Below are 15,011 nucleotides of genomic sequence, written 5' to 3'. Positions count from 1 at the left end.
CGACACGCACAGGAACATGCAGTCGTTCGCCGCCCGTTCATGGTCGGCCAGCACCGAGTCCCGATGGTCCGGCTGCGGCGTTCTCGCTGGAGATGCTGCCCTGGGTGAAGTGGCCCTTGGACGCGTCCCAGTAGTTCGCGATGAACGCCTTGCGGAGCGTCCGCGCCAACTTCGCGTAGTGCGCGGCGCGTTCGGTGCGGCCGAGCCCCCGGCCCACCTCGTGCATGTAGTCGCAGAAGTGGATGTAGAAGGCGAGGCTGATGACGGCATTGCTGCCGGGGCTTTCCGCACCGGAGTAGGCGCCGAGGGAGGCTTCGAACTTGTAGTCGTTCTCGGCGGTGAACAGCGTCTCGTAGTACTTCAGGAGCGTGTCCTGGTGGTCGTAGAGCTCGGCGAACAGGCTGCTGTTGCCGTAGTACGTGTACAGCTCCCTCGGCATGACGAAGTATGCCGAGTCCCAGGCGGGTACCGCCTTCCACGCGGCGTTCCAGCCGGGGGTGTGGTCGTAGCCGAATCCACCCTTGCCGAGGGGGACGATCACGGGGAGCTGGCCGGTGGAGATCTGGTTGTCGGGGAAGTGGCGCAGCCAGTTGGTGAAGACGGCGTTGACGTCCCAGGTGAGGGACTCCGACTCGGAGCTGGCCATGGCGTCGCCGGTCCAGCCGTTCTTCTCCCGTGACGGGGTGTCGGTGGGCTTCTGCACCAGGTTGTTCTGCTCGGCCCACTCCAGGTTGCGCTGGAGGCGGTTGATCAGGGCGTTGTCCGTGGTGAAGGTGCCGGTGCGGGCGAAACCGGTGCGGGCGACATCGACGGTCAGCAGGTCCGCGTCGCGTGTGAGGTCGGGGGCTCGTCCGAGGACCGCCTCGAGGTTCATGACTTCCAGATAGCGGAAGCCGAAGTGGCTGAACTGCTGTCCCCAGGTCTGCGTCGACCGCGTGCTGAGGGTGTAGTAGTGCGTCTGGAGATTGGCGTCGTGCTGGAAGTTCTCCTCCTCGACAGAGAGCGGGGAGGCGGCCGTGCCGTCGCCGGCGACGATCCGGTTGCCGCCGCGGAGCCGCAGGGTGAGGCCCTCCTTGTCGGGGCGTATGCCGGTGAGCTGCAGGCGGACGAAGCCCGTCAGGATCTGGCCGTAGTCCAGGACCCAGGTCCCCGAGCCGGTCGCCGTCTCCTTGATCGACACCGGGCGCAGCGTCTGGCTGACCAGCACAGGCTCCGCCTCGTGAGCCCGTACGACGGCAGGCTTGAAGCCCTCGGGAACAGTCGTGGCCGGCAGCGCGCCGTGGTGCTTCGGTGAGGGGCCTGCGCAGCTGCCTGGCTGGATCAGCACGGTGGCCGGGCGCCACTCGCGGCCGGTGCGGTAGCCGACCGAGCGCCACTCCCCCAGCTCGTCCGCACGCCGCGCGTCGTACTTCTCGCCCGAGTAGACGGAGTCGAACGTCGTGGGCCCGTCCGCGCTGAGCCAGTCCTTGTCCGTGACCAGCGTGGTGGCGGAACCGTCGGTGTAGGTCACGACGAGCTTCGCGCGCAGGCGGGGCTGGCCGGCGTAGGGGGCGAGCTGCCAGTACCACTCCTGGGGCGTCGTCACCCCGTACCAGCCGCGTCCGAGCTCGGCGGCCACGACGTTCTCCCCGTCGGCCTCCAGCAACGCGGTGACGTCGAAGGTGTCGTACAGGACCGTACGGTCGTAGGTGCTCTGGTCGGTGAGCAGCCGGGGCACATTGGTCCCGTCATGGGCTGCCCGCTTGCCGTCGACGGTGATCGGGGCGCCGTTGACGGTGAAGGTGACGTTGCCTGCGGCGCTCAGGTGCAGGCGGGCCTTGGCGATGCTGCGTCCTCGGGGCAGGGTGAACGCGCGGCGCAGCACCGGTGCCGGGTTGGCGATGGGCAGCACGGCGTTCTTGGCGGGGATGTAGGGGTTCTTGGGCGGGAAGGTCAGTCCGGCGAGGGTGCCGATGCCTGCCTCGAAGGGGTTGGCGCCGGTGGTGAGGTCGACGGAGAAGTCGGGGGCGCCGGTGCCGGTCACCTTGACGCTGCGGACGGTGGCGGAGGTGCCGCCGCCGAAGCCGAAGCTTCCGTGACGGCGGATCTGGTCGCCGGTGAGCGTACGGCTGTCGACCTCGACGCCGTTGACGGTGGTGGTCACGGTGAGCCCGTGGGCCGCGACCTTCACGGTGTGGTCGCGGGTGGCCCAGGTGTCCTTGGTCAGCCCGGTGGAGGCGGGGACGGTGACCGTGCCGACCGGGACGCTGCGGGTGCCCGCGGTGGTGGGGTTGGTCTCGCTCTGCGGGTCGTAGTAGTCGACGCCCCAGTTCGGCTCGGAGGTGCCGTCGTCCACCCAGGTGTTGCCGGCGTAGTGGCTGGTCTTCATGACCAGCTGCATGTCGTCGCCGCTCTGCCGGACGGTCCAGTTGAGGCCCTCGCCCCAGGTCTTGCCGATGGGTTCTGCGCGCAGCAGCAAGGACAGCCCGCCGGCCGCGTCGGAACCGCCGCGGAAGGCGACGGTCGCGGTCAGGTCCTTCCAGTCGTGGTCCTGCGCCGGGCGCCCACCGATCCATCGCGCGCCCGACCAGTCCTTCTCACCCTTCAGCAGGCCGGTCTCCCACGTCGTGGGCTCGCTCCAGGGACCGGTCTTCCCGTTCTCGTCCCAGGTCCGCACCCGCCAGAAGTACGCCTGCTCCGACCGCAGCGCGCCGCCGCCATAGGCCACTTCGGTGCTGTTCGGACTCGCCACCTTGCCGCTGCGCCAGACGTCCGCCTTGCCGGGACCGGTGCCGACCTGGATCTCGTACGCGGTCTGCTTGACCACGGGAGGCACCCAGCTGAACGCCGGGGCGGTCTCCGTGCCCAGGGGCTCTACCTGGGAGTTGACCTGCAGATTCACGATACGGAACCGCGTCCGCCGGACACGGCCGAGCTCGCCGCCACGGCGTTCGGCGCGGCAGCGGCGAGCGGGAGGGAGGCCCCGGCTGCCGCCGCCGTCATGATGCCCAGCATGTGTCGGCGGCTCAGCGCACTTCTGTTGTCCTCGGCCACGGCTCAGTTTCCTTTCGTAAGCGGCGCAACGGGCCCCCAGCGCACACGGCGGCAGCCCGTACTCAGAAGGTGTTGAAACGTTTCAATACCTTCCAAGTGGAAAGCTTACGAACAGCCTGTGCCGAGGCACAATGCTTTGGCCGCAGGACGTTGTCAGCCGGGCTTGGACGCCCAGGCCGTCTCGACCGCGTCCGCGAGTGCCTCCCCCTTGGCGAATCCGTAGTACGCGGCGAACTGCAGCACGATCTCGTCCATCTCCTCCTTGGTGAGGTCACCTGAGTGGAGCGCGGCGGTGACATGTGTCTGCAGCGGGACGGGCGAGTCGTCGAGGGCGACGCTGGCGACGGTGACGATCCGACGCTCCCGGCGGGTCAGCCCGGGCCGCTGCCAGACGTGCCCGAAGACGAAGCCCAGGATGCCGGCGTGCCGGTACGGCGAGTTCGTGGGCGGTGCGGGCATGAGGTTGACGTCGATGAACTCCTCTACACCGCGCTTGAGCCGCTCGTCCCACACGCCGGGGCCGAGGGTGTCGTTCGGCAGCTGCGGCCATGGCGGGGTCTGCTCGCCGCGTTCGCGGTGGATGCGGTCCCACTGCCGGGCGATCGCGCCCTCCAGGTGGGACGCCTTGGGCCACCCGCAGTACACCGCGAAGTGCAGGACGAACTCCAGAAGGGCCTCGAGCTCGATGTCGCCGCTGGCGAGTGCCGCGTGGACGTGCTCCTCGATGGGTCCGGGGGAGTCGGCGGCGGCCACGCACGTCAGCGTGACCCATCGCCGGTCCCGGCGGCTCAGTCCGGGACGTGACCACACCTCGCCGAAAAGGAAGTCACGCGTGGCCCGGCCGAATGGGGTGGTCGCCGCGGGTGGTTCGGCGGTGGCCATGACCTCGGTCACGGTCCGTGCCGCGTGGGTGCCGTCCATGGGTGCCTCCTGAGGCCGTCGTTCGGGATGTCCTCATGCGCGGATGAAGACGTTCTTGGTCTGGAGGAACTCGTAGAGGCCCTCCTTGCCGCCTTCGCGGCCGTAGCCGCTGTGCTTGTAGCCGCCGAACGGGGCGCCCGGTGGCTGGCCCGAGGCACCGTTGACGAGCACGGTGCCCGACTGGAGCAGGGGCACCATGCGCTGCACCCGCGACACGTCGCGGGTCTGTACGGCGGTGCCGAGGCCGTAGGGCGTGGAGTTGGCCAGCCCGACCGCCTCGTCCTCGCTGTCGAAGGGGATGACCGACAGCACCGGGCCGAACACCTCCTGCTGGCCCACCTCGCTGTGCGGGTCCACGTCGGCCAGGACCGTCGGTTCGATGAAGTAACCGTCACGGATCTCCGGTGCCAGCGCCGACCGGTCGGCGGGGCGGCCACCGACGACCACCCTGCTGTCCTTGGCAGCCCGTTCGATCATGCCGAGGATGCGCTCGTGGGCCGTCTTGCCGATGACCGGGCCGAGTGCCGTGCCTTGGTCGAACGGGTCCCCCACGCGCAGCGCGGCCGCCGCCTCGGCGGTGGAGCGGACCACCCGGTCGTAGACGTCGCGGTGGACCAGCATGCGGGTGGTGAGGTTGCAGCCCTGGCCCGAGAGGGTGTAGCAGGACCGGACCGTCTCCGCGACGGCCGCGTCGAGATCTGCGTCGGGGAAGACGATGTTCGCCGTCTTGCCGCCCAGTTCGAGCAGGACCGGCTTGAGGGTGTGGCGGGCCGCGTCGAGGATCTTCTTCGCGGTCGGGATCCCTCCGGTGAAGGAGATCTTCGCGACGTCGGGGTGGCGGACCAGCCGGTCGCCGGCCTCGGGGCCGCCGGGCACGATGTGCAGCACTCCGGGCGGGAGCCCGGCCTCCAGGGCGATCTCGGCGAACCGGGCCACGGTGAAAGGGGCCAGATCGGGGGACTTGACCACAACGCAGTTCCCGGCGGCCAGCGCGGGAGCGATCTTCATGCCGACCGACATGATCGGACCGTTCCAGGTCAGGATGATTCCGATGACCCCGTACGGTTCCGGGACGGTGTAGTCGAGGCCCGGGACCATCCGCGGGCTCGGCGGAATCGTCGCGCCCTCGATCTTGTCGGCCCAGCCCGCGTAGTACCCGAACCATCCTGCACACAGGTAGGCCAGGGCCGCGGACGTCGTGAACGGGACGCCGAGTTCGAGGGTGTTGAGCCGCCCGAGCTCGGGGACGCGCTCCCGCATCAGTTCCTCCACGCGCTGGAGGATGCGCCGGCGGTCGTCCGGGGACATCGCCCGCCACTCGGGGAAGGCCTTTTTCGCTGCGGCGACGGCAGCGTCGACCTCCTGAGGCCCGCTCAGCAGTACGGTGCCGTTCGCGCGGGCGGTCGCGGGGTTGATGTGGTCCATCTGGCCGGCGGACGTCCGGTCGAGCCAGGATCCGTCGACGAGGGGGCCGGTGGTGCCGAGGTCGTGGGACACGGTTGTGGAGGAAGTCATGTCGGTTCCGCCTTGTTCTCGTCCGGATGGGGCGGTGTGCAGGAGCGCCGCTGGTTGGTTGCGGGCCCGACGCGAGGGGTGCGGAGCTCAGGGAGCCGGAGGCTTGTCCAGCGTCGACAGGGTGTGCGCGGCCCGCTCCGCCAGCGGCACCCCCTGGCTGCCCAGCCCGATGATGCCGACGCGTGTCATGGCTGTCGCTTCCTCTAGAGCAGCGCGTGGGGAAGCGGGGATCACAGCCGCGTGACCCAGCCGCCGTCGACGCTGATCGCCTGACCGTTGATCCACTCGCCGGCCGGGGAGGCCAGCAGGAGCAGCGTGCCGAGCAGGTCTTCCGCGGGCGCGGACTTCTTGCCCGGGATGGATGCCGCCAGCGCGGCGCGTGCGGGATGGTCGGCCGGCAGGCTGCGCAGGCCCGGTTCGTTCTCGACCAGGCCGGGCGCGATGGCGTTGACGTTGATGCCCAGCGGGCCGAGCGAGCGCGCGAGGCCGACGGTGAGGTTGACCAGGGCGAGCTTGCTGATCCCGTAGATGCCCCCGCCCATGAAGGCGCCGGCGGACACCTGGTTGATGATCCGTCCACCGCCCCGCTCGACCATCGACGCCTTGACCGCGCCCGCGCACACGACCGCGCCGAACACGTTCACGCGCATGACCCGGTCGAACCAGTCCATGGGCAGGTCAAGGATGTCGACCTGGGGGATCTCGGCCATGAGCGCGGCGTTGTTCACCAGGATGTCGATGCCGCCGAAGGCTGCGGCCGTCTTCTTTGCCATGTCGGCAGCCGAGGCGCGGTCGGTGATGTCGACCTGCACGCCGACCACGGGCAGACCATCGGAGGCCAGGGCCGAGGCGGCGCTCTCGGCGCCTTCGCCGTTGAGATCCGCCAGTACGACGGCGGCGCCGGCCTCGGCCAGCGCCCGGCCGTAGACCTGGCCGATGGCGCCGGCACCGCCGGTGACGACGGCGACCTTGCCGTCCAGGCGAAGCCTGTCGAGTGTGCTGCTCATGGGACGTCCTTCGTCAGACGGGACAGGTAGGCGTCGACATCACGTCCGCGCTCGCGAAGTTCATCGGCGGCTTCCTGTGCGGTGAGTATGAGGAAGCGGTTCTGCGTGACGCCGTCGGCGACGAGTTCACCGACCGAGTCGGCATCGAGGACGGGGAAGTTGGGCCCGCGGGGCGGCGCCGGTTCCCCGTAGAAGGCGATCTGCTCGACGATGTTGGTGGCCACGCCGGCCGGGCACAGGCACGAGACGCCGATGCCGCGCGGGCGCAGGTACAGCGCGAGCGCCTCGGACAGCCCTACGACCGCATGCTTGGTCGCGGTGTACGGCAGTCGGTCGAATCCGTAGGGCAACAGGCCCGCCGTGGAGGCGGTGTTGACCACGTGGCCCGCGCCCTGCTCCAACAGGACCGGGAGGAACACGAGGTTGCTGCGCACCACGCTCAGCAGATTGACGTCGACGACGCGTTGCCACGCGTTGAGAGGGATGTCCTCGACGGGGCCGACGGCCAGGATCCCCACGTTGTTCATGATCAGGTCGATGCGGCCGAAGTGGTCGAGGGCCAGGTCCCGGACCGCTTGCAGGTCGTCGAGGCTGGTGACGTCGCACACCGTGGCGACGCCGTGGGAGCCGAGTTCGTCGGCGACGGAGTGCGCCCGCTCGCCGACGAGGTCGGTGACCACCACCCGCGCGCCGCGCCGGGCGAAGGCGTGGGCGGTGGCGCGGCCGATCCCGCTGCCGGCGCCGGTGATCACCGCCACGGCGTTGTGCAGATCGATGCTCATCGGACGGTCCTTCCTCCGCTCGCCGATGGGAAGGCGGATGCTCGGGGGTGGAGCGGCAGGGCCGGTGCCCGCAGGTCGGTCTCCCCCGCCACGAACGATGTCGCCGAGGACAGTCCCACGAGCCGCCCGGCCCCACGTTCATGACTCCGCCGGAAAGATCGCTTCCCCGGTGTCCGCGTCGGCGATGGAGATCGCCTCGATCGGGCAGGACTCGGCGACTTCGAGGACCTCCTCCGAGGCGGGCAGGGTCTCGGAGGTCGCGCGACCCTGTCCGCGTTCGTCGAGCTCGAACTCCTTCGGCGCGGAGGCCGCGCACAGCCCCGTACGGACACACACCCGCGGGTCGACCGTGACTTTCCAACGATCCGTCATCATCTTGTTCCTCAGGCTCCTCGGATGACGAGCGGCAGCGTCTTCCAGCCGCGCACGGTCGAGGTCTGGGCCAGCTCCGCGGCGTCCCAGTCCACCTCCCAGTCCGGGAAGCGCCGCAGGATCTCCTCCGCCGCTACCTTTCCTTCCAGGCGGGCCAGCGCGGCACCCAGGCAGTAGTGGGCGCCGACGCCGAACGACATGTGCTGGGAGACCCGGTGGATGTCGAACCGGTCGGGGTCGTCGAAGCGCCGGGGGTCGCGGTTGGCGGCGGCCTGGATGAAGAGGATGGCGCTGCCGGCCGGCACGGTGCCGCCGTGGAACTCCACGTCCTTGGTCACATAGCGGGCGGTGAACGGACCGGTCGGCTCGAAGCGCAGGATCTCCTCGATGGCGTTCGGGATGAGGGAGGGGTCGGCGACCAGCTCCCGCCGGGTCTCGGGGTAGCGGGCCATCAGCGCGCCGAACCAGCCGATCAGGCGTCCCGTCGTCTCGTTGCCTGCGCCCGCCACCACCGAGCAGTAGGTGAGGACCTCCTCGTCGGTGAGCGTGCGCCGCTGCCCCGTCTCGTCCTCGAACTCGGCGGTCATGAGCTCGGTCATGAGGTCGTCGGAAGGGTGCTTCTTGCGCCACTCGATGTACTCCTGGAAACCCTCGGTGATCAGGATCTCCTCGTGGTCGATCCGGCCGCCGTCCTCGGTTTCCAGGGCGGCGTCCGTGCGGTCGCGGAAGGTCGGCTGGTCGGCCTCCGGGATGCCGAGGAGCATCCCGATCACCCGCATCGGCATCTCTGCGCCGACGGCCTCGACGAGGTCGAACCGCTCGGCGCCGGCCACGGGTTCCAGCACCCGCTCGCAGAAGGCCCGGATCTGCGGCTCCAGTTGGGCGATCCGGCGCGGGGTGAAGACGCGTGCGAGCAGTCGTCGGTGGATGTCGTGGACGGGCGGGTCCTCGAAGATCAGGGTGCCCGGCGGAAGCTCGACGTTGGCCTGGATGATCTCGAGGATGTCGCCGCGCGCGGAGGAGAAGGTCTGCCAGTCGGCGAGGCCGCGCTGGCAGTCGGTGTACCGGCTGACCGCGTAGAAGTCGTGCCGGTCGTTGTAGTAGAGCGGGGCTTCCTCGCGCAGGCGGGCGTACAGGGGGTAGGGGTCGCGGGCGAGTGCCGCGTCGAAGGGGTCCCAGTAGACGGGCTCGGCAGTGGTCATTTCAGCATGGCTCCCGCGTCGATGGTCATCGTGGCTCCGGTGACGAAGCGGCCCTCGTCCGAGGCGAGGTAGAGAACCGCGTTGCTGATGTCGCGCGGCTCGACCCAGGGGGTGGGCAGCAGGTGCATGCCCTGCGAGACGGCGGCGAAGTCGTCGACGGTGGGGTTCTCCAGGTCCGGGCGGAACATCCGGTACGTCTCCTCGTGCATCACCATCGGCGTGTTGACCTGGGTGGGATGCAGCGAGTTGACCCGGATGTTGTGCTCGCCCAGCTCCCAGGCGAGCGTGCGCATCAGGCCTACGACACCGTGCTTCGCGGCGATGTAGTGCCCGATGTTCGCATGGCCGCGCAGACCGCCGACGGAGCTGGTCAGGATGACCGAGCCGCCCCGGCCGCCCGCGATGATGTGCGGGACGGAGACCTTGGTGGTGAGCCAGACGCCGGTCAGGTTGACGTCGATCATGTCGCGCCAGGTCTTCTCGTCCATGACGTGGAGGCGCGCGCCGTCGCTGCCGAGGCCCGCGTTGGCGCAGACGATGTCCAGGCGGCCCAGCTGCGCCACACCGTCGTCCACGGCGGCCTTGAGCGCGTCGTGGTCGCGTACGTCCGCCTGCACGGCGACGATGCGCCGGCCCAGCTTCTGCACCTGGTTGACCGTCTCCTCCAGGTCCTCCGGAGTCGACATGGCGAACGTGACGCCGTCGAGTTGCTTGCAGACGTCGACGGCGATGATGTCGGCTCCCTCCTCGGCGAGGCGGATCGCGTGGCTGCGTCCCTGGCCGCGCGCCGCGCCGGTGATGAAGGCGACTTTTCCTTCGACTCGTCCGGGCATGGTGGTGTACCTCGTTCCTGGGTTGAAGGACGTGACAGGGCGTACTGAGGGCGTGCTCACGGTGCGGCGGACGTGCGTGGCCCGGTCACCGGTGGTGCCGTCGTCGGCCGAGCAGGCCGAGGGCGAGGATCAGCAGGGCGGCGGCAGCCGCGATCGGTGCGGCGCGTTTGAGCGCTCCGGCGCCGGTGGCGTCGATGAGGTCGAGCGGGGCGGCGGGCGTGTGCCGGGCAGGGTCCGGGGGCTCGTCGCCGGGCGTCGGTTCCGGTGAGCCGGCCGGGGTCTCGGGGGTGTTCGCGGCGAGTTCGGCGGCGAGGTTCTCGGCGAAGCGGTCCATCAGTGCTCCGGACACCTCGGCGAGCGTGCCGCGGCCGAACTGGGCCGGCTTGCCCGTGATGTTGAGCTCGGTCTCCACGTGTACGTCGGTGCGGTCGCCGCCGGCGTCGGTCAGGCGGCAGGTCACCAGGGCCTTCGCGGTCCCGTTTCCGCGCGCCTCCCGGCCGCCCGCTTCCAGGACCACGATCCGGGCCTGCTCGTCGCGCGACAGGAAGGTGACGGTGCCGTTGTAGGTGAGACCGATCGGGCCCAGCTTGACCTTGATCCTGCCGCGGTGTTCGTCACCGTCGCTGGCCGTGAGGGTCGCGCCGGGAACGCAGGGCGCGACGCGCTCGACGTCGAGCAGGACCCGCCAGGCGTCCTCCACGGCGACGGGGATGCTGAGGGTGTTCTCCAGTTTCATGCCGGGCATTCCGTCACGGTGGTACCCGCGGTGTCGGCGGCGGCCCGGACCGCGTTCACGATCCCCTGGTAGCCGGTGCAGCGGCACAGGTTCCCGGTCAGGGCCTCGCGGATCTCCTCGTCGGTGGGCTTGGGGTTCTCGGCCAGGAACGCGGTGACCGAGACGACGAAGCCAGGTGTGCAGAACCCGCACTGCAGGCCGTGGTGCTCGCGGAACGCCGCCTGGACGGTGGAGAGTTCACCGTCCGGCCCAGCGAGCCCCTCGACAGTCGTCACCTCCGCGTCGTGGGCCTGCACGGCGAACACCAGGCAGGCGCGGACGGCTTCCCCGTCGAGCAGCACCGTGCACGCGCCGCAGACCCCGTGCTCGCAGCCGAGGTGCGTGCCGGTCAGACCGCAGTTCACGCGGAGGAAGTCGGCGAGGGTGAGCCGGGGCGGTACGCTCGCCCGGCGGCCGGTTCCGTTGACGCGTACGTGAATGTCGACGGTGTCCACGTCAGTCATGGAGTGCCTCCTGTACGGCGCGTCATGTCGACGGTGTCCACGTCAGTCATGGAGTGCCTCCTGTACGGCGCGTCGCCAGGCGCGGGTGACCATGGCGGCGCCCACGCGTGTGCGGTAGGGGGCCGACCCGTGCAGATCGGACGGGACGGAGTCGAGGCCTTCGGTCGCGGACCGCCCGATCTCCTCGGCATCGGCTTCGGCAGGGTCGGAACCGATGAGCGCGGCCTCGGTGCCCCGGGCCCGGAGCGCGGTCGGGCCGAGTCCGAACAGGCCGATGGCGCACCGGTCGAGGCGGCCGTCGCCGTCCACGCGGAGCGCGACCGTCGCCCCGGCGATGGCGAAGTCCCCGCTCCTGCGGGCGAACTCCTCGATCGCGAAGCCGCAACGGCCTTTCCAGACCGGGAAGTTGACCCCGGTCAGCAGCTCGTCCTCGGCCAGCGCCGTGCTCCACATGCCGGTCAGGAAACGCTCCGCCGGGATGGTGCGGCGGCCTCGTGGCGACAGTGCCTCCAGCTCGGCGTCCAGCGTCAGTGCCACCGCGGGGTACTCGGCCGCGGAGTCGGCGTGCGCGAGCGAACCGCCCACGGTTCCGCGGCTGCGGATCTGGAAGTGGCCGATGAGAGGGGTGGCGCGGGCAAGGAGCGGGACGGCGGCGCTGACCTCGTCGGAGCGCTGGACGGTGGCCTGGGTGGTGCCCGCCCCGATCCAGACCGTGCCGTCGCCACGCCGCTCGATGCCCCGGAGCTCGTCCAGGCGGCGCAGGTCGACGAGGTGCCCGAAGGCTGCGAGGCGCAGGGCCAGCATGGGGACGAGGCTCTGCCCTCCCGCGATGGCCTTCGCCTCCTCTCCCAGCTCGGCCAGCAGACCGACTGCTTCGTCCGCGCCGGCCGGCGCGTGGTACGTGAAGGGTGCGGGCTTCACCGGGTCACCGCCTGCCGTGCCCGGGCTTCCTCCAGGAGGCCGACGAGGGACGACGGTGTGAGCGGCAGGCGGCTGATCCGGACGCCGAAGGGTGCGAGCGCATCGGCCACCGCGTTGACGACGGCCGGCGCGGAGCCGATCGCACCGCCCTCGCCGACTCCCTTGTATCCGCCGGGTCCCGGGCTGGGCGTCTCGACGTGCCCCACCTCGATGACGGGCACCTCGGTGGCCGTGGGCAGCAGATAGTCCATGAACGTGGTCGAGACGGGGTTGCCGTCCTCGTCGTAGGCCAGATGCTCGTAGAGCGCGCCGCCGATCCCCTGCACGGTGCCGCCGAAGATCTGGCCCTCCACGACGCTCGGGTTGATCATCGGGCCGCAGTCCTCGCTGACGATGTACCGGAGCAGGGTCACCTCGCCGGTCACCACGTCGACCTCGCATGTGCACACGTGCGTCGCGTTCGCCCAGATCATCAGGTGCGGGGTGTGGTAGCGGCCGCTCGCCTCGAGCCCGGCCTGCACTCCCGGCGGCAGGGCGTGGACCTGGTAGTACGCGATGTCGGCGATCTCGGCGAGGGTGAGCCCGGCCTCATCGTGGCTCCCCTTGGGCCGTGCGCGTCCCCGCACGAACTCGACCTCTTCGACGGGGACTTCGAGCCGGTGGGCGGCGATCGCGCAGATCCGCTCCCGCAGCTCCCCGGCCGTCCGGGCGATCGCGCCCGCCGTCATGGGCCCGGACCGGCTTCCGCCGGTGCCGGCGCCATACGGGGTGACGGCTGTGTCGCCCTGCACGGTGCTGACGTCCTCGATGGCGGCGCCGAGCGCGTCGGCGGTCAGCTGGACGACCGTGGTCTCCAGACTGTTGCCGCACGACCCTCCGGCGACGTACACGTTGACCTTGCCGGAGGGCTCGATGCGTATCGTCGCTCCCTCGGTGGCGTGGAACGGCGTGGCGCCCGCGGTGGGTTCGACGTACGTGCAGGTGCCGACGCCCAGGTAGCGCCCCTGCTCCCGGGCCCGTGCCTGTTCCCGGCGGAACGCCTCGTAGTCGAGCATCTTCAGGGCCTGCTCGAAGGTCTCGCGCGGGGAGATGTGGTCGTAGGGCATGCCGTTGAAGTTCGCCGTGGGCAGCTCCTCACGGCTCAGCATGTTCCGACGACGCAACTCGACCGGGTCCAGTTTCAGTTGGCGCGCCGCGGTGTCGAGCAGGACCTCGCGGGCCATCGACTCGTACTGCCACGGGCCCCGGTAGGCGACCCGCCCGCTGGTGTTGGAGAACACGAACCGCGACGAGAACGTGCCCTCAGGGATCCGGTAGGGGCCGGGAAAGAGCATGCCGACCGCCACACCGCTCTGCACGGGCGACGGTGTCGGGTAGGCGCCCGCGTCCTGGACGTGGTCGAGCGTCGCGGCCACGATCCTGCCGCCGTCGTCGAAGGCCATCCGTGCCTCGCCGTGCTCGTGGCGCGCCTGCCCGGCCGCGAGGAGGTGTTCCTGCCGGTCCTCGATCCACTTGAGAGCGGCGGGCAGCTTGGTGGCGGCGAGCATGACGCACATGTCCTCGCGCTGGGGCAGCACCTTCTGCCCGAACCCGCCGCCGGTGTCCCGCATCACGACGCGCACCCGGTGCTCGGCGATGCCGAGGAGTCGCGCGCAGAAGGACCGGACCTCGTGCGGCGACTGGGTCGCCGCCCAGATCGTCATCTCCCCGCCTGCCGCGGCGCATTCGGCGACGATCCCCCGGGTCTCCATCGGGACCGGCCCGTGGGACTGCTGGTACACGGTCTGGCTGACCACGTGCGGCGCGCTCTCGAAGACCGGTTCGAGGTCCACCATGGGGCGTCCGCCGAGTTGACCGACGAGGTTGCCGGGCCGGTCGGCGTGCACCGATTCGGTGGAGTCGAGGGCCGTCGTGTAATCGACGACCGGGGGCAGCGGGTCATAGTCGACGACCACCAACTCGGCCGCGTCCTCGGCGATGTAGCGGTCATCGGCCACGACCATCGCCACCGGGTCCCCGACGAACCGGACCTCACCCTCCGCGAGCGGCGGCCGGGGGGTGTCAGGGTCGTCCGGTCCATTCAGGGTGTACCACTGCTCGCGCACACCGGGGTTGAGGTCCTGCGCGACAAACACGGCGCGTACGCCGTCTAGTTGGAGCGCCTCCGACACGTCGACGCCGAGGATGCGGGCCCGGGCCATCGGACTGCGGACGAAGCAGGCGTGCAGCATTCCGGGCCGCACGACGTCGTCGACGTACGTACCGGTGCCGGTCAGAAGTCGTAGATCCTCAACTCGTAAGGTGCGCGTGCCGGCGTAGGCCGCGTCGCCCACGGTTCGTGCCATCGGTCTGGCCCCTCCGCTCACATACTGAACGAGTGTTTAACCAATGCGCTGAACAACTGTTTAACAACGTTCTTCGAGGCCGTCAAGCACAATGACGGCATGACTGCGCCTCGACGAATGGGTACCGAGAACTCCAAGACGCGCCTGCGCCTGCTCGACATCACGGAGCGGTTGATGCTGGAGGAGGGGTACGCGGCCGTCGGCGTACGGAGGGTGGCGCGCGAGGCCGAAGTGGCCCCGGCTCTCGTCCTGTACTACTTCCGCACGCTCGACGACCTCTTCCTCGCCGTACTGCGGCGACGTGCCGACGAGGAGTGGGAGCGGCAGGCCCGTCTGCTGAGCGGTCCCCAGCCGCTGCGCGCCCTGTGGAGGCTCAGCAGCCACCCCGGCAATGCGCTGACCACGGAGTTCACGGCCCTGGCCAATCACCGCAAGACCATCCGTGCCGAACTGGCCGCCCACGCGGCACGCTATCGCGAGGCCCAGTTGGAGGCCCTCACGCGCGGCCTTGCGGAGGCGGGCACGGACCTGCCGCCCGAGGTGTCCCCGGCCGTGCTGCTCATGCTGACCAACGCGCTCGGCCGGATCCTCATGATGGAGAACGCCATGGGAATGACGACCCGGCACGAAGAGGCCCTGGCCTTCGTGGAGCAGATCCTCCAGCGGTACGAGGGCGCCACCGCACCCGCGGAAACCCCTCGCGGGTGAGATCACCTCAGCTCCCCTCCTCCGATGGCTTCCGCCCGCCCAGCTCCCGCCAGCGGGCCCGCAGCGTGGGCGCGGCCGCAGCGTGGGCGCGGCCGCAGCGTGGGCGCGGCCGCCTTGGGCCGCCGGTCGCGCG

Annotated in this window: 14 protein-coding genes; 1 reads left to right on the top strand and 13 read right to left on the bottom strand. The window is 70.3% G+C overall.

All coding sequences use genetic code 11. The annotated features are described in order from the left end of the window. Window positions 1-37 precede the first annotated feature (37 nt). From ACSMXV_RS36035 to ACSMXV_RS35975, 13 genes are all read right to left on the bottom strand, one after another. Window positions 38-2,881, bottom strand: a complete 2,844-nt coding sequence (locus tag ACSMXV_RS36035) for a family 78 glycoside hydrolase catalytic domain (protein ID WP_473175293.1) — start codon at window positions 2,879-2,881, stop codon at window positions 38-40. Continuing rightward, complete coding sequence (locus ACSMXV_RS36030; protein WP_473175292.1) at window positions 2,878-3,033, bottom strand: hypothetical protein; 156 nt, start codon at window positions 3,031-3,033, stop codon at window positions 2,878-2,880. The genes ACSMXV_RS36035 and ACSMXV_RS36030 overlap by 4 nt, the downstream gene beginning before the upstream one ends. Window positions 3,034-3,186: 153 nt before the next feature. Beyond that, window positions 3,187-3,954 carry a carboxymuconolactone decarboxylase family protein gene (locus tag ACSMXV_RS36025; RefSeq protein WP_473175291.1) on the bottom strand — a complete coding sequence of 256 codons (768 nt, stop codon included), beginning with the start codon at window positions 3,952-3,954 and terminating at the stop codon, window positions 3,187-3,189. A gap of 33 nt (window positions 3,955-3,987) precedes the next feature. Further along, on the bottom strand, window positions 3,988-5,469 hold the full coding sequence (locus ACSMXV_RS36020) for an aldehyde dehydrogenase family protein (protein WP_473175290.1): 1,482 nt from the start codon (window positions 5,467-5,469) through the stop codon (window positions 3,988-3,990). A gap of 230 nt (window positions 5,470-5,699) precedes the next feature. Further along, on the bottom strand, window positions 5,700-6,476 hold the full coding sequence (locus tag ACSMXV_RS36015; RefSeq protein ID WP_473175289.1) for an SDR family oxidoreductase: 777 nt from the start codon (window positions 6,474-6,476) through the stop codon (window positions 5,700-5,702). After that, window positions 6,473-7,258, bottom strand: a complete 786-nt coding sequence (locus ACSMXV_RS36010; RefSeq protein WP_473175288.1) for an SDR family oxidoreductase — start codon at window positions 7,256-7,258, stop codon at window positions 6,473-6,475. Before ACSMXV_RS36010 ends, ACSMXV_RS36015 begins: the two co-directional genes overlap by 4 nt. Window positions 7,259-7,396: 138 nt before the next feature. After that, a complete protein-coding gene (locus ACSMXV_RS36005; protein WP_473175287.1) occupies window positions 7,397-7,633 on the bottom strand; it encodes a ferredoxin in 237 nt (78 codons plus the stop codon). 8 nt (window positions 7,634-7,641) lie between these two features. Beyond that, window positions 7,642-8,832 (bottom strand): cytochrome P450, encoded by a 1,191-nt coding sequence (locus tag ACSMXV_RS36000; RefSeq protein WP_473175286.1) that lies wholly within the window; start codon window positions 8,830-8,832, stop codon window positions 7,642-7,644. Beyond that, a complete protein-coding gene (locus ACSMXV_RS35995; protein ID WP_181662267.1) occupies window positions 8,829-9,665 on the bottom strand; it encodes a mycofactocin-coupled SDR family oxidoreductase in 837 nt (278 codons plus the stop codon). The genes ACSMXV_RS36000 and ACSMXV_RS35995 overlap by 4 nt, the downstream gene beginning before the upstream one ends. Before the next feature lie 85 nt (window positions 9,666-9,750). Continuing rightward, complete coding sequence (locus tag ACSMXV_RS35990; RefSeq protein ID WP_473175285.1) at window positions 9,751-10,410, bottom strand: SRPBCC family protein; 660 nt, start codon at window positions 10,408-10,410, stop codon at window positions 9,751-9,753. After that, a complete protein-coding gene (locus tag ACSMXV_RS35985; protein ID WP_473175284.1) occupies window positions 10,398-10,904 on the bottom strand; it encodes a (2Fe-2S)-binding protein in 507 nt (168 codons plus the stop codon). Before ACSMXV_RS35985 ends, ACSMXV_RS35990 begins: the two co-directional genes overlap by 13 nt. A gap of 42 nt (window positions 10,905-10,946) precedes the next feature. Beyond that, window positions 10,947-11,825: an FAD binding domain-containing protein gene (locus ACSMXV_RS35980; protein WP_473175283.1), complete on the bottom strand. Its 879-nt coding sequence runs from the start codon at window positions 11,823-11,825 to the stop codon at window positions 10,947-10,949. Continuing rightward, window positions 11,822-14,170 carry a xanthine dehydrogenase family protein molybdopterin-binding subunit gene (locus ACSMXV_RS35975; protein WP_473175282.1) on the bottom strand — a complete coding sequence of 783 codons (2,349 nt, stop codon included), beginning with the start codon at window positions 14,168-14,170 and terminating at the stop codon, window positions 11,822-11,824. The genes ACSMXV_RS35980 and ACSMXV_RS35975 overlap by 4 nt, the downstream gene beginning before the upstream one ends. Window positions 14,171-14,269: 99 nt before the next feature. Between ACSMXV_RS35975 and ACSMXV_RS35970 the strand changes: the two genes are divergently transcribed. After that, entirely contained in the window at window positions 14,270-14,878 is a 609-nt protein-coding gene (locus tag ACSMXV_RS35970) for a TetR/AcrR family transcriptional regulator (protein WP_473175281.1), read from the top strand. Window positions 14,879-15,011: the final 133 nt, after the last annotated feature.

It is taken from the genome of Streptomyces sp. DSM 42067, from assembly GCF_055792885.1.
Note: the sequence above shows the minus strand (reverse complement) of the source record. Positions and strands in the feature narration are given on the sequence as shown.